Source organism: Roseovarius sp. EC-HK134 (assembly GCF_902498815.1).
Classification (GTDB): domain Bacteria; phylum Pseudomonadota; class Alphaproteobacteria; order Rhodobacterales; family Rhodobacteraceae; genus Roseovarius; species Roseovarius mucosus_A.
On sequence record NZ_LR701544.1, the window covers coordinates 613,366 to 631,474 of the forward strand.

The 18,109-nt window shown below is 59.6% G+C and carries 14 protein-coding genes; 6 read left to right on the forward strand and 8 right to left on the reverse strand.

The window, feature by feature from the left end:
• The 5 genes from GC127_RS06985 to carB form a co-directional block, all read right to left on the reverse strand.
• Entirely contained in the window at positions 1 to 1,689 is a 1,689-nt protein-coding gene (locus GC127_RS06985; protein WP_151977247.1) for a type I secretion protein, read from the reverse strand.
• Positions 1,690 to 1,923: 234 nt separating this feature from the next.
• The gene (locus tag GC127_RS06990) at positions 1,924 to 2,262 is read right to left on the reverse strand and encodes a hypothetical protein (protein ID WP_151977249.1); all 339 of its coding nucleotides are present in this window, start codon (positions 2,260 to 2,262) and stop codon (positions 1,924 to 1,926) included.
• A gap of 598 nt (positions 2,263 to 2,860) precedes the next feature.
• A complete protein-coding gene (locus tag GC127_RS06995; protein WP_008279162.1) occupies positions 2,861 to 3,241 on the reverse strand; it encodes a helix-hairpin-helix domain-containing protein in 381 nt (126 codons plus the stop codon).
• Positions 3,242 to 3,332: 91 nt separating this feature from the next.
• Positions 3,333 to 3,599 (reverse strand): hypothetical protein, encoded by a 267-nt coding sequence (locus GC127_RS07000; protein ID WP_151977251.1) that lies wholly within the window; start codon positions 3,597 to 3,599, stop codon positions 3,333 to 3,335.
• A 148-nt stretch (positions 3,600 to 3,747) separates the two neighbouring features.
• A complete protein-coding gene (gene carB, locus GC127_RS07005) occupies positions 3,748 to 7,047 on the reverse strand; it encodes a carbamoyl-phosphate synthase large subunit (RefSeq protein WP_037296663.1) in 3,300 nt (1,099 codons plus the stop codon).
• Positions 7,048 to 7,469: 422 nt separating this feature from the next.
• Here carB and GC127_RS07010 point away from each other — a divergent pair, with 422 nt between their 5' ends.
• Positions 7,470 to 8,594 carry an aminodeoxychorismate synthase component I gene (locus GC127_RS07010; protein ID WP_151977253.1) on the forward strand — a complete coding sequence of 375 codons (1,125 nt, stop codon included), beginning with the start codon at positions 7,470 to 7,472 and terminating at the stop codon, positions 8,592 to 8,594.
• Between the two features lie 6 nt (positions 8,595 to 8,600).
• Here GC127_RS07010 and GC127_RS07015 read toward each other — a convergent pair whose 3' ends face one another.
• Positions 8,601 to 9,827, reverse strand: a complete 1,227-nt coding sequence (locus GC127_RS07015; protein WP_151977255.1) for a cyclopropane-fatty-acyl-phospholipid synthase family protein — start codon at positions 9,825 to 9,827, stop codon at positions 8,601 to 8,603.
• 237 nt (positions 9,828 to 10,064) lie between these two features.
• Here GC127_RS07015 and aspS point away from each other — a divergent pair, with 237 nt between their 5' ends.
• Both aspS and GC127_RS07025 read left to right on the forward strand, forming a co-directional pair.
• Positions 10,065 to 11,846 (forward strand): aspartate--tRNA ligase, encoded by a 1,782-nt coding sequence (aspS, locus tag GC127_RS07020; RefSeq protein ID WP_151977257.1) that lies wholly within the window; start codon positions 10,065 to 10,067, stop codon positions 11,844 to 11,846.
• Between the two features lie 67 nt (positions 11,847 to 11,913).
• Complete coding sequence (locus GC127_RS07025) at positions 11,914 to 12,630, forward strand: GNAT family N-acetyltransferase (protein ID WP_151977259.1); 717 nt, start codon at positions 11,914 to 11,916, stop codon at positions 12,628 to 12,630.
• Positions 12,631 to 12,642: 12 nt separating this feature from the next.
• Here the strand turns inward: GC127_RS07025 and thrS are convergent, their stop codons facing one another.
• Positions 12,643 to 14,589, reverse strand: coding sequence for a threonine--tRNA ligase (gene thrS / locus GC127_RS07030; protein ID WP_008279153.1), 1,947 nt, complete (start codon positions 14,587 to 14,589; stop codon positions 12,643 to 12,645).
• Positions 14,590 to 14,838: 249 nt separating this feature from the next.
• On the opposite strand from thrS, the gene GC127_RS07035 reads away from it, so the two are divergent.
• From GC127_RS07035 to GC127_RS07045, 3 genes are all read left to right on the forward strand, one after another.
• Entirely contained in the window at positions 14,839 to 15,063 is a 225-nt protein-coding gene (locus tag GC127_RS07035; RefSeq protein WP_008279152.1) for a hypothetical protein, read from the forward strand.
• An 87-nt stretch (positions 15,064 to 15,150) separates the two neighbouring features.
• Positions 15,151 to 15,894, forward strand: a complete 744-nt coding sequence (locus GC127_RS07040; RefSeq protein ID WP_151977261.1) for an alpha/beta fold hydrolase — start codon at positions 15,151 to 15,153, stop codon at positions 15,892 to 15,894.
• 83 nt (positions 15,895 to 15,977) lie between these two features.
• On the forward strand, positions 15,978 to 16,706 hold the full coding sequence (locus GC127_RS07045) for an alpha/beta fold hydrolase (protein ID WP_008279150.1): 729 nt from the start codon (positions 15,978 to 15,980) through the stop codon (positions 16,704 to 16,706).
• Between the two features lie 36 nt (positions 16,707 to 16,742).
• Here GC127_RS07045 and phaZ read toward each other — a convergent pair whose 3' ends face one another.
• Positions 16,743 to 18,017, reverse strand: a complete 1,275-nt coding sequence (phaZ, locus tag GC127_RS07050; protein ID WP_037296657.1) for a polyhydroxyalkanoate depolymerase — start codon at positions 18,015 to 18,017, stop codon at positions 16,743 to 16,745.
• Positions 18,018 to 18,109: the final 92 nt, after the last annotated feature.

Here is an 18,109-nt window from a genome sequence, read left to right on the forward strand (position 1 = left end):
CTACCCTGCAAAGAACAAGAGGGGGAGCACGCCGAGCAACGTGGACACGAATCCGCCGTCATCCTTGCCCTCATCTTCAGCTTGCTGATCTGGTGGGTTGTTTTGGTCTTGTGGCGGGGCTTCGGGGGGCAGCATGGGCAGGACCGGATCATCATCCGGCACATCCTGTGCTGCGTTCTCTCGCACCGCGTCGGTAAAGGTGGGGTTGGACATCTCGATCACCAGGATTTCCCTAGGGGCCAGATCCGCGATCAGAATACCATCCGCCAAAAGCGCACTCGCGTCTTCGTGGGTGATCCGTGGTTCTGCTGATGTGAAAGTCGGATTTTCCCCCTCGGCCACGCCGAGCCGTGTGATTGACACCTCGCCGCTCTGCGTCACCAGATTGTTGAAGTCGACAACCTGCTCGCTCTGCCCATCAGAGGTTGAGGCGATGAAGGTCACGAGCCGGTCTTGGGCATAAAAGCTGTGCACATCGGCGGTGGTGCCTTGCAATTCGGTTTCTCGTCCTGCGCTGCCAACAAGCGCCAGGGGTCGTGTGCCCGGAAGAACCTCGTTCATCAGCCGAAACATCTCTCCGGCGACGCGCATTTCGGCGTCTCCCTCAACCTCGGCTAGGGCGGTGCGGCTGTTCAGCTGAAGCGCCCAGGCATGCGCGGCATCAACCCCGCCCCAATGAAACGCTTCGACGATGTTGAGCATTTCATGGGCCTGTTTCAGGCCAAATTCTTCTTCACGGGTGTCCCCGACCGTACGCTTGAGGTTCCACTCTGTGGCATAGACCTTGAGGTCTGGCATTTCCTCGAGCCAGGTATCCCCGATTTGCGATAATTCAAAGTAGCGGCTACCCGGTACATCCTCACCGCGCGAGTAGATATGCGCGACGATCCCATCCACTGCCGCGCGCTCTGCGTCGGTATCGAACTGGTCCATGAGGATTGCGTTGTTCACCTTGGACCATGCGACCTCGCCGGACGAGTAGATGTATCCCTCCTCGGACAGGGACAGGCCAAACATCTGGTTCGCAGCGGCAAGCTGTTCTGAACCTGTGCCGTCAAAGAGGCCGGACAAGTCCGATACCCCGTGGTTCGTTCCCATCTGCACGAGAATATCAGTATCCGTAAATTGCGGGCTTGCGGGATGCCGTGACATCTCATCCTCGACGATCAGCGCCATTTCAGAGGCCAGACGCCGATATTCGACAGTGTTCATCTCACCGCTGCCCCAATATTCATTGCCGATTTCAAAGGCCTGAATGACGGGTGCAGTGCCGAAGTTGCCCTCGGCGATATCCGCGATGAATTGTCGAACGGCCGCCTCGTCAACATCTGCAAAGCGATGGCCATTTTCATCGCTGATATCAGTCAGAAAGTCACGTGTCGGCAGAACAAGGGTCAGCGCAATGCCAGCTTGGGTGGCATAGCTGAACATCTCGGTCACGGAGGTCTGGACCGGTTCGTCAGTGGTGCGCGGCGGGTCTGACAGACGATCCGCCTCATAAATGCAGGCGCAATTTTCTGTCAATGCGCCACCGGGATAACGCAGATGCGCCATTCCGAGTGTTTCAGCGGTGTCCGCAAAGGTGCCATTGGTGCCGACGACATCGCGTGTCGCAAGCAGGTTGCCCCCAAAATGCGCGGCAGTAAAAGACGGACCCCCGACGTCCTCAATCGACAGAATGAACGGCATCCCACGGCTCCAATGTGTCTGAAACGAACCGACACAGCATTGTTTCGCCTGAAGATACTATTTAAGGGATAAATCAATCGCCACAATACAACCTTAACGTGATTATTGTTGTATTGCAAGGTCTAAGCCGCCTCTTGGCGGGGCTGATAGGCCAAGTCTGAGGGGTTGCGATAGCGCCTTTGGCCGCATCCATAGGCGCGATGCTGTTTAGGTTCTGATCTGGATTGGCAGGGGTTAGCGACAGACCCGCTCGGCGCGTTGCGCATAGGCGCTGTAGGCGTCCCAAAATCGCTCGTCGCCGGGGCGTTTGGATTGACGGATATCTTGCGCCACTTGCGGGTCGCGGTAGAACCGGACAGCGCGGCGTTGCTGAGCACTGCTGAGTGTATCATTGGCAACGGCCTGAATGCAGCCGCATAGGGCACGTGAGCGCGCCTTGCGGTCGGATTGCATGCACGCTGAGCTGATCGGGCCGCTGGCCATCGGCGTGGCACCGCTGGTCCCACGACCACCATCACCCCCGCCACACCCTGCAAGTGCCAGAACCGCAACCAACATCACCCAATGCTTCATAGCCCGCGCCTCTTGCTCGTTTCGTCCGCCCGGTTGTGGGCTTTGTTATTCGGAATGTTTGCCTGAATTACCGAGATTCTTCAATTCGCAACAATGCTCTGGCCCACGATAGTTAACACAAGGTCTCTAATCCGACTGAGCAGAGTGTATTTCTATAGCCTGCTTTTCCCGATCCCCAAAGTATCCCTAGGAGGCCAATGGCGGTATTGGTATCGCCTAAGATTTTTGCGATGAATGGGATGTCTATTCCGCGTGTTCTTCTCCGCCTTTCCTATGGCGGAGCAAAGGTTTAGCCGTATCGCGCCACGCCTGTCTTGCGCGCTATTCTTGGTCGTACAGAACTGCGATTGCGCCAATCCGCACAGGCACCGGGCGGCGGGAGAAGTCGCTGGTGATCCAGAAAGCAGGGGCTGCGGCCCGGATGTCAGCCACGTGCCAAGCGCGATATACTGCCGCATCACGGTGGACAGCCTCTAGTCTTGTGCATTGTCGGTCTGTGGCCCATCGGGACGAAGGTTCGAAGTGCGGGCATGCGCCTGGCTCATCGGACACCGGCAGATTGACGCTCCAACCTGCCGTTCATTCCACGAGCTCGGCGCTATTTCTTCTTCTTGCCTTTTTTGGACTTCTTATCGGAGCCGGATTTGTCGCCCTTCTTCTTCTTATCTTTCTTTTTGTCTTTCTTGGGCTTCTTATCCTTTTTGCCCCCGCCTTTCTTGGACTTTGGCTTGTCCTCAGATGGTTTGGTCTCTGCGGTCTTTTTTGCATTGACCGGGGCCGCTTTGGGCAGCTCTGGGGCGGCGAGAACCATATTGGCCACGGCGATGAACCGCTCGGCGCGCGCCTCTGAGATGCCGCGCACTTGGATGAGTGTCGCCACATCGGCTTTACTCAGGTGTTCGGTGGTCGTGATGCCGATATTGGCAAGGCCAAGGGCGATAGCGGGGCCGACGCCGGGGATGTCGTTGAGATCTGACATGGATTTTGTCCTGTGAAGTCGTGAGTTGCAGTTGAATGAATGCGGGTCTGTGAGGTCTTTATATATGGGCTGTTTCAGTATTTGAGGGTCGTCATTTCCGCTTTTTATCCCGTTTGGCTTTGCGCTTTTTCTCTTGGGTCTCAGCTATGTCATTCGGGATAGTAGGTGCCGGACTTGGGGGCGACGCCTGTGTTTCATGGGATTTGACAAAGCCACGTATGAACGCGCGGATTTCGCGTGCCGCACTCGTATCCAAGGCTTCGCAAAGCGCAATGAAGTCATCACGTTCCTTGCCGTTGATACGCAGAATGAGCTGGCTGTCCTTGCGGTCTTTCTTGTTGAGTGGTCCATCTGCCATGTGGCGGCGTCCTTAAATGTCCGAAAAGTAACACAATGCCTATGCAATGTATATACATTCTTAATGTGATCCCGAGCGTTCGCCAATAAAAAACGGCCCGCCATTGGCGCGCCGCTTGCTTGTCTTGAAGGATGGTAAGCCTGCCGGGTCAGGCGGTGCCGCCCTGCAACGGTAGCACCGTCAATTCCCCCTCTTGCCGCGCCTTGATGGCAAGGGCTGCGGCATGAGAGCCGGCCATGGTCGTGTAATAGGGGATCTTGTCATAGAGCGCGACCGAGCGGATTTCGCGGCTGTCCTCGACTGCCTGCGTGCCTTCGGTTGTGTTCATCACAAGCGCTATCTGACCATCCTTGAGCAGATCAACGATATTGGGGCGTCCCTCATAGACCTTGTTCACGATTTCGCACGCAATGCCTGCTTCTGACAAAAAGGCCGCTGTGCCGCGCGTGGCGATGATCTCGAACCCAAGGTCGACCAGTACTTGTGCCGCTTCGATCATCTGCGGTTGCTTGTCCATATCCTTGATCGATATGAACACGCGCCCGCTTTCAGGAAGGTCCACGCCCGCGCCCATCTGCGCCTTGAGGAAGGCGCGCGGGAAGGACACATCCCAGCCCATTACCTCGCCGGTCGAGCGCATTTCCGGACCAAGGATCGTGTCCACACCGGGGAAGCGGGCAAAGGGAAGAACCGCCTCTTTGACAGAGAACCACGGCATATTGGGATCGGCCAGCGTCATCTGATCGGCCATTGGCAATGTGCCGGGCTTGGTATCTTTGGGGTAGGGGCCGCGGAAGGGAAATGCGTCGAGCGTTTCACCCGCCATGAGGCGCGCGGCGATTGATGCAATGGCGCTGTCGGTCGCCTTGGCCACGAAAGGCACGGTGCGGCTTGCGCGGGGGTTGACCTCGATCAGATAGATGTCGTCGCCTTTGACCGCGAATTGCACATTCATCAGCCCTACGACATTTAGCGCGAGCGCTAGGGCTTCGGTCTGTTTCTTGATCTCGGCAATGGTTGCATCGCTCAGCGAATAGGGGGGCAGTGAGCAGGCGGAGTCGCCCGAATGCACGCCCGCTTCTTCGATATGCTGCATGATGCCCGCCACATGAACGCGGCTGCCATCGCAGAGCGCGTCTACGTCACATTCGATGGCACCAGAGAGATAGCTGTCGAGCAGCACGGGGCTATCGCCCGACACCACGACCGCCTCGTTGATGTAGCGTTCCAGATGCGCCATGTCGCGCACGATCTCCATTGCGCGGCCGCCCAAGACATAGGAGGGGCGGATGACCAATGGAAAACCGATGTCTTCGGCAATCGCAAGGGCCTGCGCCCCGGTGCTGGCGATGCCATTATGCGGCTGTTTGAGGCCAAGTTTGGTGACAAGCGTCTGAAACCGTTCGCGGTCTTCGGCCAGATCAATCGCGTCGGGGGTGGTGCCAAGGATTGGAATTCCCTCAGCTTCGAGCGCACGGGCAAGTTTGAGCGGCGTTTGCCCGCCAAACTGCACGATGACCCCATGAAGCGTGCCGTTTTCCTGCTCTTTGGTCAGGATTTCCATCACATGCTCGAACGTCAGAGGCTCGAAATAGAGGCGGTCTGACGTGTCATAGTCGGTCGAGACTGTCTCGGGGTTACAGTTGATCATGATTGTCTCATACCCGGTCTTGGACAGGGCAAAGCAGGCATGGCAGCAGCAATAGTCGAACTCGATCCCCTGACCGATCCGGTTGGGGCCGCCCCCCAGAATGACCACCTTTTTGGCGCCGGATGGGCGCGCCTCGCATTCGACCTCGCCCATCATCGGGGCCTCGTAGGTGGAATACATATAGGGCGTCTGTGCCTCAAACTCGGCGGCGCAGGTGTCGATCCGCTTGAACACGGCACGCACCCCCAAATTGACGCGGGCACGGCGCACCTGACCTTCATCGCGACCCGTCAGCTTGGCCAGACGGGCATCGGTAAAGCCCAGCATCTTTAGCTGGCGCAGGCCATTTTCAGTCAGCGGCAGGCCGTCGCGCCGGATGCGTTCTTCGGCGTCAACAATCTCTCGAATACGGGCAAGGAACCACGGATCGAACGCGGTTGCGGCGTTGATTTCATCGTCGCTCAGGCCGTGGCGCATGGCCTGAGCGATGGTGCGCATACGGTCTGGGGTGGCAACCGAGAGCGCGCGGATCACGGCGGCCTTGTCAGGGGCCCCCTCGATTTCGACCTCGTCAAAGCCGGTGAGGCCGGTTTCCATCGACGCCAACGCCTTTTGCAGGCTCTCGTGGATGGTGCGCCCAATCGCCATCGCTTCGCCCACCGATTTCATCGCGGTGGTCAAATGCGGCTTGGCACCGGGGAATTTTTCAAAGGCAAAGCGCGGAATCTTGGTGACGACATAGTCGATGGTCGGCTCGAAGCTGGCTGGTGTCACCTTGGTGATGTCATTGTCCAACTCATCGAGCGTATAGCCTACCGCCAGTTTGGCCGCGATTTTGGCAATCGGAAATCCTGTGGCCTTGCTTGCCAGCGCCGACGAGCGCGACACGCGCGGGTTCATCTCGATCACCACCATGCGGCCATCTTCGGGGTTCACCGCCCATTGCACGTTGGAGCCGCCGGTTTCCACCCCGATCTCGCGCAGCACGGCAATGCTGCCGTTGCGCATGATCTGGTATTCCTTGTCGGTGAGGGTCAGCGCAGGGGCCACGGTAATCGAATCGCCCGTATGCACGCCCATCGGGTCGATGTTTTCGATAGCACAGACGATGATTGCGTTGTCCGCCTTGTCGCGGACCACCTCCATCTCGAATTCCTTCCATCCCAGAAGGCTCTCGTCGATCAGGATCTGGCTTACGGGGGAGGCATCAAGGCCGGTCTTGCAGAAGTGGATATAATCGTCGCGATTATACGCCACGCCGCCGCCGGTGCCACCAAGGGTAAAGGCGGGGCGGATGATCGCGGGCAGGCCGACGTAATCAATCGCCGCCATACATTCATCCATGTTGTTGGCAATGGTCGCCTTGGGATTCTCGATCCCGAGCCGGTCCATCGCCTCGCGGAAGAGCTTGCGATCTTCGGCCATTTCAATGGCCTGACGGTTAGCGCCGATCAGTTCCACGCCGAATTTCTCGAGCACACCCATATCCGCCACCGCAAGGGCGGTGTTCAACCCGGTTTGCCCACCCATCGTGGGCAAGAGCGCGTCGGGGCGTTCCTTTTCGATGATACGGGCGACCACTTCGGGGGTGATCGGCTCGATATAGGTCGCATCGGCCAATTCTGGGTCGGTCATGATCGTGGCCGGGTTCGAGTTGACGAGGATCACCCGATACCCTTCTTCGCGCAATGCCTTGCAGGCCTGAGCGCCGGAATAGTCGAATTCACAGGCCTGTCCGATGATGATTGGCCCCGCTCCGATGATCATGATGGATGAAATATCGGTTCTTTTCGGCATATCGGTCCCCGGGCAGCTGGAAGGGCAGGAGGGGCTGGCCCACCTGCGCAAATTGGTGGGGTTATAGCCATCACGGGCCGGGGTGCAAGGGGCAAACCCGTGCCATGCTCAGGAGGTTTCGGGCAACTCTGCCGCATCCTTTAGAAAGACCCGGTCGAGCGCGCCTTTCGCGCTCTCCTTGACGTCCATCAACACTTGCCCAACTTGCACCGGTGCGACAGAACACCAGACACTGATCAAGCCGCCGCCGCCCTTTTGCAGGCTTGCTGAGCCCCCTGAAAACGCCTTTATCCAGCGTTTCCCCGACTTGAAGCGCAGCCAAGGGCGCCTGTGACCGCAAAACTGGCTCAAACCGACGTATTTAAGGGTGTGCTTTGTGGATCACGCGCCTAAATACATCCCACTTGCCAAGAGGATGCGACGTGCAGATTCGTTTCGATCATGGGCCCAACACCGACGCCTGCCAGTTTGCTCAGCCCGAACGCCTGATCGTGGCGCAGACGCCCGAAGAGGTGCCCGCCGCACTTGCAGCGCTTGACGAGGCGCGGGCAGAGGGCTTTTGGCTGGCGGGCTTTGCAAGCTATGAACTTGGTCATGCGCTGGAGCCACGGTTGGCCTCGTCCCTGCCTGCATCCCGTCGTTTGCCGCTTTTGCAATTTGGAACCTATGCCGCCCCCATCAAAGCCGCGCCGCTCAAGGCGGGGCAGGCGTCGCTTGGCGATCTGGTGCCTGACTGGGATCAGGCCCGCTATGCGCGGGCCTTTCAGGCGGTGCATGAGTATATTTGTGCGGGTGATATCTATCAGGCCAATTTGACCTTTCCGCTGCGCATGACGGCCCAAGGCACGCCGCAGGCGCTTTATGCCGCGCTCTGCGCCATTCAACCGGTGCGGTATGGCGCGTTGATCGAGGCGGCAGGCCTGCCCGCGATCCTGTCGCGTTCGCCCGAGTTGTTCTTTCGCACCCATGCCGATGGGCGGATCGAAACCCGGCCCATGAAGGGCACGCAGCCCCGCAGCACCGACGCGGCCGAGGATGCGCGGCGTCGGTTTTTCCTGCAATCGGACGCCAAAAACCGCGCCGAAAACCTGATGATCGTGGACCTATTGCGCAATGACATCAGCCGGGTCAGCCTGCCCGGCAGCGTGCGCGTGCCCGAGCTATTCTCGGTCGAGACCTATGAGACGCTGCATCAGATGACCTCGCTCATCACCGCTGATCTCATGCCCGATATGGGACTGTCGGATATTTTGCGCGCGCTTTTTCCCTGTGGCTCGATCACTGGCGCGCCGAAACTGCGCGCGATGCAAATCTTGGCCGAGTTGGAGCACCACGCCCGCGATATCTATTGCGGCGCTATCGGTTGGGCCGCACCGGATGGACGGGCCGAATTCAATGTGGCCATTCGCACGCTGATGCTCGAGGATGGGCGCGCAACCCTCAACGTGGGGGGCGGCGTGGTCTATGACAGCACGGCCTGGGGCGAATATGAAGAGGCGCTGTGGAAGGCGCGGTTCGCCCGTGCGCTTGCGCCTGTTCCTGCCTGATAGGGCCTATTCGGCAGCGTGTCGCAGGCCGTTAGCCCTGTTGCTGTATAGGTAATCGCGGGTCAGTGGCACGGCATCCTGTTTCGGTGTCAGTTGGAACTGGAACACCACCTGATTGTTAAGGCGAAAGGTAAGCTCGCTGGCGATCAGGTAATAGCGCCACATCCGACAAAAGCGCTCATCATAGAGCGTGCGGACTTTGTCGAGATTTGCCTCGAACCGGTCGCGCCAATGGCGCAGCGTTTCCGCATAGTGCAGGCGCCACACCTCAACATCCGTCGTCACCAGCCCGTGCCGTTCCACGGCGGCCACCGCCTCGGACATGGCCGGGCAATAGCCCCCCGGAAAGATGTATTTCGTGATCCAGGGGCTTGTTGCACCCGGAGGCCCCGCCCGCCCGATGGTATGGATAAGAGCTATGCCATCGGGGGCCAGCAGCCGCTGAACCGTCGCGAAATAGGCATCGTAATGAGGCACGCCCACATGTTCGAACATGCCCACGGATACGATGCGGTCAAACTGCCCCTTCACATCGCGGTAATCCATGAGGTGGAAACGCACCTTATCCGCCAGCCCCGCCTGTTGCGCACGCTGATTGGCCACCGCATGCTGTTCCTGAGATAGGGTCACGCCCGTCACCTGCGCGCCAAAATCGCGCGCAAGCGTCAACCCCATGCCGCCCCAGCCACAGCCGATGTCGAGCACGCGCATGCCCGGACGGATCAGCATCTTGGCGGCGATATGTGCCTTTTTGGCGGCCTGCGCCTCTTCCAGTGTCATGTCGGGGCGGGCGAAATAGGCGCAGGAATATTGCCGGTCGGCATCGAGAAAGAGATCGTACAGCGCGCCAGACAGATCGTAATGATGCGCTACATTGGCACGCGACCGCGCCGCCGGGTTGAACTGATCCAGACGCCGCTTGAGCCAGCGCAGCGTTTCCATAGGACGCCGGAACCATGGCTGCCCCTGCGCCGCGATATTGGTGATCGCGAGGCTGAGAAAGCCGTAAAGATCATCGCCCGCGATCGTCAGCGTGCCATCCATATAGCCTTCGCCCGCCGCCATATCCGGCGAGAGCACGATGCGCCGGGGCAACGTGGGGTCATGCAGCGTCACCGCAATGCCGTCGCCCTGCTCGCCATAGTGCCGCGTGACCCCGTCTGGGTAAGTCACGCTTAGATGTCCTTGCTTGAAAAGATGGGTCAGCAACCCGTCCAGAGCCCTTGTCCACATGTCACACCCCATGTCCGCGCGCCTAACCCGGCGCAGTTCAACGGCGTACCAAACTTGTCCCTCGGCCCGAGTTCTCTGGGCCTGCCTGCTCATGTGGTGGGTATTTTCGCGCAGATTGCCTTTTGTGTAAACGGTTTTGCGGCGTGCACGGCCCCACGCCCTTGACTTTGCCGCCCCGCCAAGGTGTATCGGCCCGAACCCGAAACGACAGCCCAGACTTGGGACCGGAGAGCCAACATGCACGCATATCGCAGCCATTCCTGCGCAGACCTGACAAAAACGGACGTGGGCGCGGATGTGCGCCTTGCCGGTTGGGTGCACCGTATCCGCGATCATGGCGGGGTTCTTTTTATCGACCTGCGCGATCATTACGGCGTAACTCAGCTCATTTGTGACCCCGATAGCCCGGTTTTTGCGCAAGTGGAAAAGCTGCGCAGCGAATATTGCATCCGAATCGATGGGGCGGTCAAAGCGCGCGATGCTGGGTTGATCAACGCAAAGATCCCGACTGGCGAGATTGAGGTGTTCATCCGCGATATGGAGATTCTGGGCTCTGCCGCTGAATTGCCGCTGCAGGTGTTCGGCGATCAGGAATACCCAGAGGAAACACGTCTGCGCTATCGCTATCTTGACCTGCGCCGTGAGGCGATGCAGCGCAATATGGTGCTGCGCTCGGATGTGGTGGCCGCGATGCGCCGTCGCATGTGGGACAAGGGATTCCGCGAGTTTCAGACACCGATCATCACGGCCAGCAGCCCTGAAGGCGCGCGCGACTTTCTGGTGCCGTCGCGTTTGCATCCGGGCAAGTTCTATGCGTTGCCACAGGCACCGCAGCAGTTCAAGCAGCTGATCATGGTGTCGGGCTTCGACAAGTATTTTCAGATCGCGCCCTGTTTCCGGGATGAAGACCCGCGCGCCGACCGTTCGCCCACGGATTTCTACCAACTCGACCTTGAGATGAGCTTTGTCGAGCAGCAGGATGTCTTTGACACCATCGCGCCGGTGATCGCAGGTGTGTTCCAAGAGTTCGGTGGCGACAAGACGGTGGATGCGCCCGAGGCATGGCCGCAGATTTCCTATGCGGATTCAGCGCTCTGGTACGGCACCGACAAGCCCGACCTGCGCAACCCGATCAAGATGCAGGATGTTTCCGAGCATTTTCGGGGGTCCGGTTTTGCGATCTTTGCCAAACTGTTGGAGCAAGACGGCACAGAAATTCGCGCCATTCCCGCGCCCACGGGCGGCAGCCGCAAGTTCTGCGACCGCATGAACGCCTTTGCCCAGAAAGAGGGCCTGCCGGGGATGGGGTATATCTTCTGGCGCGAGGCCGATGGCGCGATGGAGGCCGCAGGCCCCCTTGCCAAGAATATCGGCCCGGAACGCACCGAAGCGATCCGCCAGCAGCTTGGGCTTGGTGTGGGCGATGCTGCGTTCTTCCTTGGCGGCAAGCCTGCGGCGTTTGAGCGGGTGGCGGGCAAGGCGCGCACGGTGATTGGCGATGAATTGGGGCTGACGGATCAGAACCGCTTTGCCTTTGCCTGGATCGTCGATTTCCCGATGTATGAGGCCGATGAGACCACCGGCAAGGTCGATTTCTCGCATAACCCGTTTTCGATGCCGCAGGGTGGGATTGACGCGCTGAGCGGTGATCCTCTCAAAGTCTTGGGATATCAATATGATCTGGCCTGCAACGGCTATGAGCTGGTGTCGGGCGCGATCCGAAACCACAAGCTCGACATCATGATCAAGGCATTTGAGCTGGCCGGGTATGGCGAGGAAGAGGTGCGCAAGCGGTTTGGCGGCATGGTCAACGCGTTTCAATACGGCGCCCCGCCGCATGGCGGCTGTGCTGCGGGCATTGACCGGATCGTGATGTTGCTGGCGGGTACGTCGAATATTCGCGAGGTTATCATGTTCCCGATGAACCAGCGGGCCGAAGACCTGATGATGAATGCACCCTCTGATCCGACCTCGGATCAGTTGATGGAGCTGGGATTGCGGATCATTCCACAAGACTAGGCGGGGCTTTCCCTTGGCGTGATATTCGGGCAATGTCGCGCCAAGGAACTGTGCAAGGCCCGAAAAAATGACGCAAAATAGGCCAGTTGGGCCAAAGCTGGTGAATTGGACCCCGCCGCCCGCGCCGGATGGTGCGCCGCTTGTTGGGCGATATGCACGGTTGGACAGGCTGGATTCGGATCGCCACGCGGCAGATCTGCACCGCGCGTTTTCGGTGGATGATGCGATTTGGGACTATCTGCCCTATGGGCCGTTTTCGTCCTCGGCGCAGTTGCACCGGTGGGCGCGGGAGATGGCGGCGGGGAGTGACCCGCTGTTTTATGCCATTACCGACCTCGACAGCGGGCATTTGGGGGGCGTTGCCAGCTATTTGCGGATCACGCCGCAGGCGGGCACAATCGAGGTGGGGCATATCAATTTTGCCGCCTCTCTTCAGCGCACCCGTGCCGCAACCGAGGCGATTTTCCTTTTGATTCAATGGGCTTTTGAAGCGGGCTATCGCCGGTTCGAATGGAAATGCGATGCGCTTAACATGCCTTCGCGACGGGCGGCGCAGAGGTTTGGGCTGAGTTACGAGGGGATTTTCCGGCAGGCGACGGTGGTAAAGGGGCGCAATCGCGACACGGCGTGGTTTGCCGCGATTGACGCCGAATGGCCTGCGTTGAAAGAGGCCTTTACGCTTTGGCTGGACCCGTCAAATTTTGACGCTCAGGGCCAACAGCGCGAGAGCCTTGGCAGCCTCACGCGGTTGGTTCGGGTGGCCTCTGATCCGGCGCAGCGCTGAATTTCCCTTATATTACAAAAGGTCAGGCGGTGTGGCCTCTCGTGCCAGTTCTGCGGCAACCTGATCCAAAGGCACGATGCGGCTGTCCTTTTCACCCAAGCGGCGCAGGGATACGGTGCCATCCTCGACCTCACGCGGGCCGCAGGCGAGGATCACAGGAACCTTGCCCAAGGAATGCTCGCGGACCTTGTAATTGATCTTTTCGTTGCGGGTGTCGGCCTCGGCGCGGATGTTAAGGTCTGTAAGGTTTTGGGCGACTTTTGTAACGTAGTCGTCGGCCTCAGACACGATGGACGCGACCACCACCTGACGCGGGGCCAACCAGAAGGGCAGGCGGCCTGCGTGCTCTTCGATCAGGATACCGATGAAGCGCTCAAAGCTGCCCAGAACCGCACGGTGCAGCATCACGGGACGGTGTTTGGCCCCGTCGGTGCCGATGTAATTTGCATCCAGCCGTTCGGGCAGAACGAAATCCACCTGATGCGTGCCGCATTGCCATTTGCGCCCGATGGCATCGGTCAGGGTGAATTCGAGCTTGGGCCCGTAGAACGCGCCTTCGCCCGGATTAACCTTGGGTTCGATGCCTGCGGCGCGGGTGGCGGATAGAAGCGCGGCTTCGGCCTTGTCCCAGACCTCGTCTGATCCGGCGCGCACATCGGGGCGGGTGGAAAAGAGAACTTCGAAATTCGGAAAGCCCAGATCGGTGTAGATACCCGACAGAAAGGTGATGAAGCGTGCGGTTTCCGATTCGATCTGATCCTCGGTGCAGAAGATATGCGCGTCATCCTGCGTAAAGCCCCGCACGCGCATGATGCCATGCAGCGCACCCGAGGGTTCGTAGCGGTTGCACGAGCCGAATTCAGCCATGCGCAGGGGCAGGTCGCGGTAGGATTTGAGACCCTGATTGAAAATCTGCACATGGCAGGGGCAATTCATCGGCTTCAATGCGTTCACGGCTTTTTCGCGGGCGTGATCCTCGTCGACTTCGACGATGAACATATTTTCCTGATATTTTTCCCAATGGCCGGATCTTTCCCACAGCTTGCGGTCGACCACTTGGGGCGTGTTCACCTCGACATAGCCGCCGCGGCGTTGCTGGCGGCGCATGTAATCCTGAAGCGTGGTGTAGACGGTCCAGCCGTTGGGGTGCCAAAACACCTGACCGGGGGCCTCTTCCTGCATGTGGAAAAGGTCCATTTCGCGGCCCAATTTGCGGTGGTCGCGGCGGTCGGCCTCTTCAAGGAAGTTCAGGTAATCCTTGAGCGCGTCGCGGTTCTGGAACGCGACACCATAGATACGTTGCAGCATGGGCCGCGTGCTGTCGCCACGCCAATAGGCGCCGGCCACGCTCATCAGCTTGAACGCGTCGGCGGGCACCTGCCCGGTGTTCTGCAAATGCGGACCCCGGCAGAGATCCTGCCAGTCGCCGTGCCAATACATGCGCAGCGGCTCAGACCCGGGGATCGCCTCGATCAACTCGACCTTATAGGGCTCACCTGTGTCGCGGTAATGCTGGATCGCGCGGTCGCGCTCCCAGATTTCGGTGCGCACCGGATCACGCAGGTTGATGATCTCTTTCATCTTTTTCTCGATGAGACCGAGATCTTCGGGGGTGAAGGGGGCTGTGCGGTCAAAATCGTAATACCAGCCATTCGCGATGACCGGGCCGATCGTGACCTTCACATCTGGCCAGATTTCCTGCACCGCGCGGGCCATGATATGGGCAAGGTCGTGGCGGATGAGTTCGAGCGCGGGCGCGTCATCCTTGATCGTGTTGATGCTGATGGTTGCGTCGCGATCAATGGGCCATTGCAGGTCCCAATGTGCGCCGTCCACATGGGCGGAAATGGCGCGCTTGGCCAGTGACGGCGAGATGCTGGCGGCCACCTCTGCGGGGGTTACGCCTGCGCTGTACTCGCGCGCATTGCCATCGGGAAAGCTGAGGGAAATCTGGGCCATTTTCTTGGCTCCTCGTCGGTTTGGCGCCCACGGAACGCCCGGTTGCGGGTTTGATACGCGTCACATGCCCGTTCAGGCGGGCAAGGTCAATAGGAGGGCTTTTTCGCACGGAATTTTGCATGCAAAAGCATACGTTTCTCCTTTTGTCGCAGTGCAGAAAAAATCTATGGACATGTCGGATATGAGGCCCTAAATGCCGTATATCGGACACGCAAGATTCTTGCGTGCGCAACCAGAAGGGGGCCTGACATGCCGAAGTATAATTCGAATTTTGAGTTGTCGGTCGCAGACATGGAGCTGATCGAAAGTGCCTTGCTCAAGACCAAGGCGGATCTAACGACACAACCTGACCGTATGGCCGACGGATTGGCCTGCGCGGATGAGACCCTGCGCAAGATCCACGATCTGCTGGGGCGGCTCCACAATCAAAAAGTGTTCTACCGGCCACGTCGCGGCGCCTATATCGGCGGCTGATCCCGGGTGCCACGCCTGCGGTAATTCCGGTTTGCGCCTCTGTGTTGCAGCGTGCATGATTGTGCCGTTGCAGAAACGGAGGGCGAGATGGCGGACCCTGACTATTTGGCTGGTCCAGAGGGCCGCAATCTGGCCTATCACCGGAGCGCAGGGAGCGGGCCGGGTGTGGTCTTCCTCGGTGGGTTCAAGTCGGACATGCAGGGCACCAAGGCGCTGTGGTTGGAAGACTGGGCGCGCGCAAAGGGGCGGGCCTTCCTGCGGTTTGACTATTCCGGGCATGGGCAATCCTCAGGCCGTTTCGAAGACGGCGCGATTGGCGATTGGGCAGCGGATGCGCGGGCAGTCGTCGAAGCTCTGACGGAGGGGCCGCAAATTCTGGTCGGGTCCTCTATGGGGGGCTGGATTTCGCTTTTGCTGGCGCGGGCGATGCCAGAGCGGGTTGCAGGCTTGGTGACAATTGCCGCCGCGCCCGATTTCACAGAAGACGGAATGTGGGGCAGTTTTGATGCCGACCAACGGCATGCGCTGATCGAAGACGGGCAGGTTGCGTTGCCGTCAGACTATGGCGAGCCCTATATCATCACACGGCGGCTGATCGAGGAGGGGCGCAACAATCTGGTGTTGCGCAGCCCGCTCAATTTGCCCTTTCCGGTTCGATTTCTGCAAGGCACCTGCGATAGGGATGTGGATATGTCGGTGGCAATGCGGCTGTTGGACCATGCCACGGGGCCGGATATGCGGCTGTGTCTGGTCAAGGGAGCGGATCACCGGTTTTCCGATCCAGAGTGTTTGACGCTGATTGGCGCGACCGTGGCAGAGGTGAGCGGGTGAGCCCCTTGTCGGGGGTGCCGATCTGGTGTCATGCTGGCGTCAGTGTGTTTCCATATGTGACGGGTCAGAGACAAGGATGACGGATGAGCAGTGAACCAGTCGTGTTCTTGCCCGGAATGATGTGCGACGCACGGCTTTTCGCGCCGCAGATAACCGCGTTGAGCCCGGATATGGCCGTGACCGTTGCGCCAATCACGGGCGGGGACCGGATCGAGGAAATCGCTTCGGACCTGCTTGATGTGCTGCCGCGCCGGTTTGCGCTTGCGGGGTTGTCGATGGGTGGGATCGTGGCGATGGAGATTTTACGCCGCGCGCCGGATCGTGTGACGCGGCTTGCGCTGATGGATACCAATGCGCTGGCCGAGACGCCGCAATCGGCCACGGCCTATGAGCCGTTCATCATCAAGCTGAGAACCGGGGCGGTGGCCGCGGCGGCGCAAATGTTGCTGCGGCCAGAGTATCTGGCATCCGGGCCACGGCGGGCGGAGGTGATGGCCGAGGTGGTGCGGATGGCCGAGGCGATTGGGCCGGAGGTGATTATCCGGCAGACGCGGGCGTTGCAGCGCCGGCGCGATTATCAGGCGGTGTTGCGGCGGTGTCAGGTGCCGGTGCTGGTGCTGTGCGGAGAAGAGGATGGGCTGACGCCGGTCAAACGGCATCGGTTCATGGCCGATCTCATCCCCTATGCCAATCTGGTGGTGGTGCCGGGGGCGGGGCATTTGCCGGTGCTGGAGCAGCCCGAGACCACAACGGCGGCGCTGCGGGGTTGGCTGCGGCAGCCGTTGGTGTTGCAACGGCGGGTGGATGCGTGAGGGAAGTGGCGGCGGGTGAACCCGCCGCCTGATGTTTCAGCCGGTTGCGCGGGCGTTCTTATTCGCCGGCTTGGGATCTTTGCGCGCGTTGGCGTCGATGAAATCGAGCACCAAGGGCCGGATGTTGTTGCGCCAGGAGCGGCCCGCGAAGATACCGTAATGCCCGGCCTCGGGTTCCAGATAGCTGGCCTTGAGGCTGTCGGGCAGGCCGGTGCACAGATCCAGCGCCGCGACGCATTGACCGGGGGCCGAGATGTCATCCTTGCCGCCTTCGACGGTCTTGACCGCGACGCGGGTGATCTTGCCCAAATCCACCTTGTGCCCGTTCACGACAAACCGGTTTTGCGCGATTTCCAAGCCTTTGAAAATACGCTCTACCGTGGAGAGGTAGAATTCGGCGGTCATGTCCATGACGGCCAGATATTCATCGTAAAAGCGGTTGTGGGCGTCGTTGTCAGAGGCTTCGCCGCCCGCGACGCGCATGATCTGATCCGAAAAGGCCGTGGAGTGGCGTTCGGCATTCATCGACATGAACGAGGCAAGTTGCAGCAGGCCAGGATACACCTGACGGCCGACGCCCTTGTACTTGAACCCGACCCGTTGGATCATGGTTTCCTCTAGCTGGCCCATGGTGACGCGGCGGCCAAAGTCTGTCACATCGGTCGGGGTGGCATCGGGGTTGATCGGCCCGCCGATCAAGGTCAGCGTGCTGGGCTGTGCGTCTGGGTCCAGTTCCGCCAGATAGGCGGTGGCGGCCAGTGTCAGCGGCGCGGGCTGGCAGACGGCGATCACATTGACGTCTGGGCCCAGTGCCTTCATGAAATCGACAAGATAAAGGGTGTAATCCTCGATATCGAATTTGCCTTCGGACACGGGAATATCGCGCGCGTTATGCCAATCGGTGACATAGACCTCGCAATTCACGATGAGCGATTTCACCGTCGAGCGCAGAAGCGTGGCGTAATGGCCCGACATCGGCGCGACCAGCAGGATCTTGCGCGGTTGTTCCGGGCGGCCCGAGACGTTGAAGTGGATGAGATCGCCAAAAGGGCGCGAAACGACGGTTTCAATGTTCACGAGGTGATCGCGGCCATCCTCATGGGTAAAGGTGCGAATGCCCCAGTCAGGCTTGGACACCATACGCTTGAAGCTGCGTTCTGTTACTTCACCCCAAGCTGCCATCCATTGCAAAGCAGGGTTTGGCACCATACTGAAAAGCGGATAGGATGCGAGTGAGAGGGCGGAGGCACCCAGCCATTGATTGGTATTTCGGAGGGATTCCATCAGGTCGTATGTGGCCATGTAGCGCATGTTCGTCTCCTGTTCGGGCGGGTGGCCCGGTTTGCTCGTCGTATGATCCCCTCCGATCAATATGACGCTATGCTGCATAGCAGAAAATGTTA

What these genes read in the sequence shown, in the direction of transcription:
- GC127_RS06985 (WP_151977247.1), bottom strand. Translation starts at nt 1,689, where the DNA reads ATGCCGTTCATTCTGTCGATTGAGGACGTCGGGGGTCCGTCTTTTACT.
- GC127_RS06990 (WP_151977249.1), bottom strand. Translation starts at nt 2,262, where the DNA reads ATGAAGCATTGGGTGATGTTGGTTGCGGTTCTGGCACTTGCAGGGTGT.
- GC127_RS06995 (WP_008279162.1), bottom strand. Translation starts at nt 3,241, where the DNA reads ATGTCAGATCTCAACGACATCCCCGGCGTCGGCCCCGCTATCGCCCTT.
- GC127_RS07000 (WP_151977251.1), bottom strand. Translation starts at nt 3,599, where the DNA reads ATGGCAGATGGACCACTCAACAAGAAAGACCGCAAGGACAGCCAGCTC.
- carB (WP_037296663.1), bottom strand. Translation starts at nt 7,047, where the DNA reads ATGCCGAAAAGAACCGATATTTCATCCATCATGATCATCGGAGCGGGG.
- GC127_RS07015 (WP_151977255.1), bottom strand. Translation starts at nt 9,827, where the DNA reads ATGTGGACAAGGGCTCTGGACGGGTTGCTGACCCATCTTTTCAAGCAA.
- aspS (WP_151977257.1), top strand. Translation starts at nt 10,065, where the DNA reads ATGCACGCATATCGCAGCCATTCCTGCGCAGACCTGACAAAAACGGAC.
- GC127_RS07025 (WP_151977259.1), top strand. Translation starts at nt 11,914, where the DNA reads ATGACGCAAAATAGGCCAGTTGGGCCAAAGCTGGTGAATTGGACCCCG.
- thrS (WP_008279153.1), bottom strand. Translation starts at nt 14,589, where the DNA reads ATGGCCCAGATTTCCCTCAGCTTTCCCGATGGCAATGCGCGCGAGTAC.
- GC127_RS07035 (WP_008279152.1), top strand. Translation starts at nt 14,839, where the DNA reads ATGCCGAAGTATAATTCGAATTTTGAGTTGTCGGTCGCAGACATGGAG.
- GC127_RS07040 (WP_151977261.1), top strand. Translation starts at nt 15,151, where the DNA reads ATGGCGGACCCTGACTATTTGGCTGGTCCAGAGGGCCGCAATCTGGCC.
- GC127_RS07045 (WP_008279150.1), top strand. Translation starts at nt 15,978, where the DNA reads ATGAGCAGTGAACCAGTCGTGTTCTTGCCCGGAATGATGTGCGACGCA.
- phaZ (WP_037296657.1), bottom strand. Translation starts at nt 18,017, where the DNA reads ATGCGCTACATGGCCACATACGACCTGATGGAATCCCTCCGAAATACC.